Genomic DNA, 6,000 nt, shown 5'->3' on the forward strand with positions numbered 1-6,000 from the left:
GGAAGGGCGCGGCAGGGCGCGATCGTGCGCGCCCGCCGCCACGAGACGGGACGGCCGGGCTGGCAGGAGGATCCGTGGCACCCGAAGCGGGAACAGCGGCCCGCCACAATGGCCGGCCAGGTGCGCGTCAGGGCGGCAGAAACCCAGTCGGGCGGAACGGGAACCCGCTGGCAGGCCACCGCTTCCCCCGAACAACGGTTCCGCATCGCGTAGGCGCGTGGACAGCTGATGGAGCCGGCGGCGTGCACAGCGGCACCAGCGCCGAAGTGGCCCGCCCTGCTGGGCCACCTCAGCCACAGCGCCGATCTGAACGACCGGCCCTCGTGCATACCGCCGCAGCAGCCGTCGCCTCCGGAGTGACACCTGGGGAGGCAACCCAGTCCAACCCGCCCCGGCGGCGCCGCGCCAGTCCTGGGCTCCGTTGCCGACCTCCGCCGCAAGGGTGGTTTTGGGAAGGACCCGGAGCGGGCGGAGGAACGCGCGAAGGAACTGGCTGCGATCGGCCCCACATTGCGCACCCGGCGTGCGTTCGACGGGGACGACATCGGCACCTGGGGATGGCGGCAAGAAGTCCGAGCCCACGTGCCGGCGCCGGTGCGGGGGGTACGGTTTGCCGGCGGGCAACGGTTCACCCGCATAGGGGGAGTTGCTCGTACTCGACGAGTGTGGCGATCGTCGCGGTGCTGCTCCTCGCGCAGCGGATGGCCCGCGAGGAAGCAGCAGCGCCGTGTCTGGTCCGATTTCTACGGAGGATGGGCAGGAGCCGGGAACGTCGGCCTGGGTCCGTACGATTCCGAGGAAAGCAGGTCGGGGACCGCGCCACAGGGCAGCGCACAGTTCAGTACGTTCCTCGGCACTACCGCTCTACGGTGCTTCTCTGCCGTTCTTCTCGAACGTTCTTCGAGGACCGGTCATCCCCCGGGGCGAGGGCAGCCCATGGGGTGGCACGGACAGTCAGCGGAACAGGCGGAAGAACCCGCGCACCTGCTCGACCAGCGACTCCGGCTGCTCCAACGCGGCGAAGTGGCCGCCACGCGGCAGCTCCTCGAACCAGCGCAGGTCGGTGAACCGCAACTCGGCCTCCCGCCTGGAGGGGCGGCTTATGTCACGCGGGTAGACCGACAGCCCGGATGGCGCGGTCACCCTGTCCCGGAAGTGGGCGAAGCTCTCCCAGTACAGGCGCGCCGACGACGCGGCCGAGGCGGTGAACCAGTAGACCGAGATCTCGTCGAGGATCGTCTGCCGCGACAACGCGTCCTCAACATGGCCGTCGTTGTCCGTCCACGCCCAGAACTTCTCGGCGATCCAGGCGGCCTGCCCCGCCGGGGAATCGGTGAGACCGTAGCCGAGCGTCTGCGGGCGGGTCGCCTGGATCGCCGAGTAACCCCGGCCGGTGCGCTGCATCTCCTTCTCGGCTTCGAGATTCGCCAGCTCCGCGGGCGTCGGGTCCTCGAACGTGCCCGCCGCCACGGATCCAAGGTTCAGGTGCACGCCGGCGACCCGCTCGGGCGCCACCTCGCCCAGCACCGCGGACACCGCCGAACCCCAGTCACCGCCCTGCGCGCCGTACCGCTCGTAACCCAGCGAGACCATCAGCGTGTCCCAGGCGCGCGCGGTACGAGTGGTCCCCCACCCGGTCGTCGACGGCTTGTCACTCCAGCCGTATCCGGGCAACGACGGCGCGACCACGTGGAACGCGTCCGCCGGGTCACCGCCGTGTCCGCGCGGGTCGGTCAGCGGGCCGAGGACCTCCAGGAACTCAAGCACCGAACCCGGCCACCCGTGCGTGAGCACGAGCGGGAACGCGTCCGGCTCCGGCGAGCGGACGTGCAGGAAGTGGATGCCCAGCCCGTCGATCGTGTCGCGGTACTGCGGGAACACGTTCACCCGCTCGGCGAACCCGAAGTCGTAGTCCTGGGCCCAGCTGCGGCACAGCTCCTGCGCATACGCCAGCGGCAAACCCTGTGACCAGTCGTCCACCGGCTCACGCTCGGGCCACCGTGTCCGTCGCAACCGTTCACGCAGGTCCGCGATCTCGGCTTCGGTGATGCTCACCTCGAATGGCTCGGCGGCCATGACAAGGCTCCTTCCTGGTAAAGGCGTTGTCGGATCGGATACGGGCGGAAGTCCAGCGCAGACGGCCGCCACGACACAGGCCGGACCGCCGCCCGCAGCACCTGGCGGTCGGCGAGCGGACGCAACACCGCTCGCCTCCCCCGACCCCGCCGCCGCGGTCGAGGACCGAGACGGCCGAGGCGACCGAGGCGACCGAGGCGACCGAGGCGGCTGAGGCGGCTGAGGCGGCTGACCGGCAGCGCAGCGACGCGAACAAGCCGGTGCGCCTTCACCGCTGCCGCTTCCGTCAGGGTGGCGGAACGTCGGAGACTTGCCTGCGGCGGTTCAGGAGTGCTGCTCGTCTACGGGATCGTGCGAGGACGGTTTCTTGTAGCGCTGACGCAGCCAGATCATGACCCCTGCCACCAGAGGCGGGCCGAGGACAACTGCTTTGACCGCCGCCTTCGAAGCGAGCCATGCGATGCCCCAGTAGCGCCATCCGAAAAAGTGCCAGGCGGCTGCCCAGACGAGTCCGGCGATACTGATGGCCAGGACGGCAGCCAGGACGGTTTTGCTGCGGGTGCGTAAGGATGCTGGTGCGATGGGCTCATCGGTCATGTGTCTGAGCATAGGAAACGCGGTCAAGTCCAAGCCGTCGGCCTGCTCTTGCAGCCGGCCCCCGGGCCGGCCGCCGTGCGTCACGCGAGCACACCCGCTGGCCTGCCGTGGTGGACCGGGCCCGGTAGATCGTGGAGAACCACGAGGGCGGCGTCGGCGTCACGCTGCGCCAGGTCATTTACCGCCCGGTCCCCGAAGGGGCGCTGCCGCACACTGCGCCGAAGTAACCGGCTGCTGTCCGCGCACCGGCCAACGCCCGCCGCGAGGGCCGCTTCCCCGACCTGAACAACACCGTCCGGGACGTCCACGCCCCGCCGGCCTGGCCGGGCGTGGAGGCGTCCGTACGGGAATGCCCGACCGGCCCGGCCAGGAGCACGCGATGTCCGGCGCCGCCGAAAAAACACCCACCGGCGGAAACTGACCGGCTGGCGCGCCCCGGGCAGGCACCCCGTCCTGGCGGCCGGCAGCTCCGGCTCCGGCTCCGGCTCCGGCTCCGGCTCCCAGGCGTACGCCGACGCCGTCCACGACCTCGTCCAGGCCGTGCCCGACAAGCGCCCGTGCGAACGGCAGCCGAACCGGCGGCCCCGACGCGAGACCCAGCGGGTGCTCACCGCTGCCCATGCCGTCCTGGACCTCTGCGCCGGCGACCTGCCGGTCCTCTCCTCTCCGACAGCCCTCCGCCACCCGCTCCTGACAAGTCCCGGCCTCAGCCGGTACGCCGCGCAGCGATGCCCAGGACAAGTCTCTCCAGAGCGTCCTGGGCCCGGCCGAATATCGCCACCCAGGTCTCGACAAGATGGACCTCACCTTCCTCATCGCGATACCCAAGGGCTGTCCCGTAACTGCTGGTCACGAATGAGATGATCTTGATGTGGCTGGTGTGATCACGGCGTCGGAGCCGTCCTGGACAGCCCCGTTCAGCGGGCCGAGCCCGCGCTGCTTCGGGAAGTGGGTGACCGCGCTGCGCCGTGAGGGGGCAGACGCGATCGGCCGGGGCCAGCCGTGGAGTCTGCTGTGGGAGGACCGAGTACTTCTGGTCGCGGCGTACTGGCGCACCAACGTGACGACGCGCCGGCTCGCCCCACTCTCTCTTCGAGGTCTCGAAGCCCGCGGCCGACCGGATCATCGACCAGCCCCGGTCCACTCCTGGCCCTGCAGCCCAGGCGCCGCTCGCGAACACACCGTACTCATCGTGGACGGCACACCGGTGCCCACCCGAGACCACACGATCGCCGAACAGTCCAAGAACTACCGGTACTCCACCAGCCGCCAGGCTGTCATCGACGCCGACACCCGCCCGGTCGTAGTGGCCGGCCGGCCCCTGCCGGGCCCGCCGCGACTGCAAGGCATGGGAGGAATCCGGTGCCATGTCCGCCGTCGGCAACACCATGACGATCGCCGACGGCGGCTATCGGCGCACCGGACTTGCGATGCTCCACCGCCGCCAGGCCGACGAGGAATTCTGAATGGAAGCAGGAGCACAACCGCTCGCACACACAGGTCCAGGCCCGCATCGAGCACACCTTCGCCCGCATGAAGTGCTGGAAAACCCGCCGCGACTGCCGCCTGAAAGGCGACGGTGTCCACCTCGCCGCACTCGGCATCGCCCCCTGCACAACCCCACCCTTGCCGCACAGGGGGCAATCCGCAGGCGAGTACGTTGGGGCGCCATGCGGATCACGAAATACACCCACGCCTGTGTACGGCTTGAACACGATGGCCGCGTGCTGGTCATCGACCCCGGGACCTGGAGCGAGCCGGCTGCCTTGATCGGTGCGGACGCTGTGCTGGTCACCCACGAACACGCCGATCACATCGATGTCCTCCGCCTGGCCGGGCTCGGCGTACCGGTCTACGCCCCTCTCGAAGCGAACATCCCACAGGTGGACCTCATCAGGGTGTCCTCCCGCACCGGGTTCACCGCTGGCGGCTTCCACGTACGGGCGGTCGGCGGTCGCCACGCGTCCATCTACGCAGGCCAACCAGACTGCGCGAACCTCGGCTACATCCTCGATGAGGCGGTCTACCACCCCGGAGATTCGCTGCACGTGCCCGATCAGCGGATCGAAACGCTCCTGGTCCCGGTCCAAGGATCGTGGATGAAGACGGCGGAAGCGATCGACTTCGTCAACGCCATCCAACCGCAGCGGGCGTTCGCCATCCACGACGCCCAAATCAACGATCGCGGCCTCGCCAGCGTCAACGGCTGGCTCACCGAGGAGACCAACAGCGGCTACCGGTATCTGAGACCCGGCGAATCGGCCTGAGCCGAGTTACGGGACAGTCCTGAGTACTACAACGGTGTCTGTTCTGGGTGGTGCCCTCCCTGGAACCTGGCACAGCAGCCCGCCTGGCAACACATCCACCACCAGATCACGACCGACCACCGGCCCGACGCCGACCACTCCCCCGCAACTTCACCCCCACCCAGCGCCCCTGGCTACGCCTGCAGCACACCCACTACAACGATCCCCACCCCGACCCACACAGCCTCCTCCCCGCCACCGGCCACACCCGCGAAACCCACCCACACCCGCGCTCTCGACCCGTACGCCGAAACCGCACTCGGCATGCCCGCTCCTACGCCGACACCCGCCACACCCTGGACGTGGCCTACTCCAACCGTCCACGACGGCTTCCCCTCGGCGCTGGCTCAACAACCAACGCCCACAAGCCCGCCGCAAGACCACCCTCAACGCCCGCCACCAGAACCTCACCGCGATCGCCCCGCGCTGGAACCCACCCTGAGACCTAACCTGGCAACGCGCCTACACCCGCGCCCACACCACAGCCGTCAGCCGACGGGCCGCCCGCCGACGCAAGAAACTGGATCAGAGCACAACACACCGCCTGGACACATCTGTGCCCCGAACAGCAACAACTCCTGACCGACCTGGACATCACCCCCGAAGCCACCTGCCTGACGCCGGACCACCGCGTCTACGCGCAAGCCCCGGACTCATCCACCCACGTACGTACGTACACCGCCCAGAACGGCCACCTCGCCTGCAGGAGAGACACCCACCTCGCTCGACCGGGCCGCTCCGTCGCGCACAGCAGGCGATGCGTTGTTCGCGAGCAGGGCCCGGGGCGCTGAGATCTCGACCCGCGCTGCTGTGCTCGTGGTGACTGACAGGTCACACTCGGCGAATAGCCAACCGGTCCCATGTCCAGCGCCACGTCCAGGCCGCAGTTTGACGAACATCGGAAGGACACCGGTGACAAGCCGGGGGCTAGGACTTGTCCTGCCGATCATGTTCGGAGCCAGATGGTGAGGGCTGCGGCGGTTGCGGTGCCGAGGTAGACGTAGCCGCGCTTGTCGTAGCG

General features: G+C 69.3%; 3 protein-coding genes and 1 pseudogene. 2 read left to right on the forward strand and 2 right to left on the reverse strand.

From position 1 onward, the window contains the following. Positions 1-954 precede the first annotated feature (954 nt). Positions 955-2,076, reverse strand: a complete 1,122-nt coding sequence (locus tag ACGFW5_RS33145) for an epoxide hydrolase family protein (RefSeq protein ID WP_393838036.1) — start codon at positions 2,074-2,076, stop codon at positions 955-957. Between the two features lie 324 nt (positions 2,077-2,400). Beyond that, on the reverse strand, positions 2,401-2,673 hold the full coding sequence (locus ACGFW5_RS33150; RefSeq protein WP_393838037.1) for a hypothetical protein: 273 nt from the start codon (positions 2,671-2,673) through the stop codon (positions 2,401-2,403). A gap of 871 nt (positions 2,674-3,544) precedes the next feature. Between ACGFW5_RS33150 and ACGFW5_RS33155 the strand changes: the two are divergent. Both ACGFW5_RS33155 and ACGFW5_RS33160 read left to right on the forward strand, forming a co-directional pair. Continuing rightward, positions 3,545-4,307, forward strand: a pseudogene (locus ACGFW5_RS33155) (transposase); the annotation flags it as partial. A gap of 36 nt (positions 4,308-4,343) precedes the next feature. After that, positions 4,344-4,940 carry an MBL fold metallo-hydrolase gene (locus ACGFW5_RS33160; RefSeq protein WP_393838038.1) on the forward strand — a complete coding sequence of 199 codons (597 nt, stop codon included), beginning with the start codon at positions 4,344-4,346 and terminating at the stop codon, positions 4,938-4,940. Positions 4,941-6,000: the final 1,060 nt, after the last annotated feature.

Origin of the sequence: Streptomyces sp. NPDC048416 (assembly GCF_043200435.1) — a bacterium.
Classification (GTDB): Bacteria; Actinomycetota; Actinomycetes; order Streptomycetales; family Streptomycetaceae; genus Streptomyces.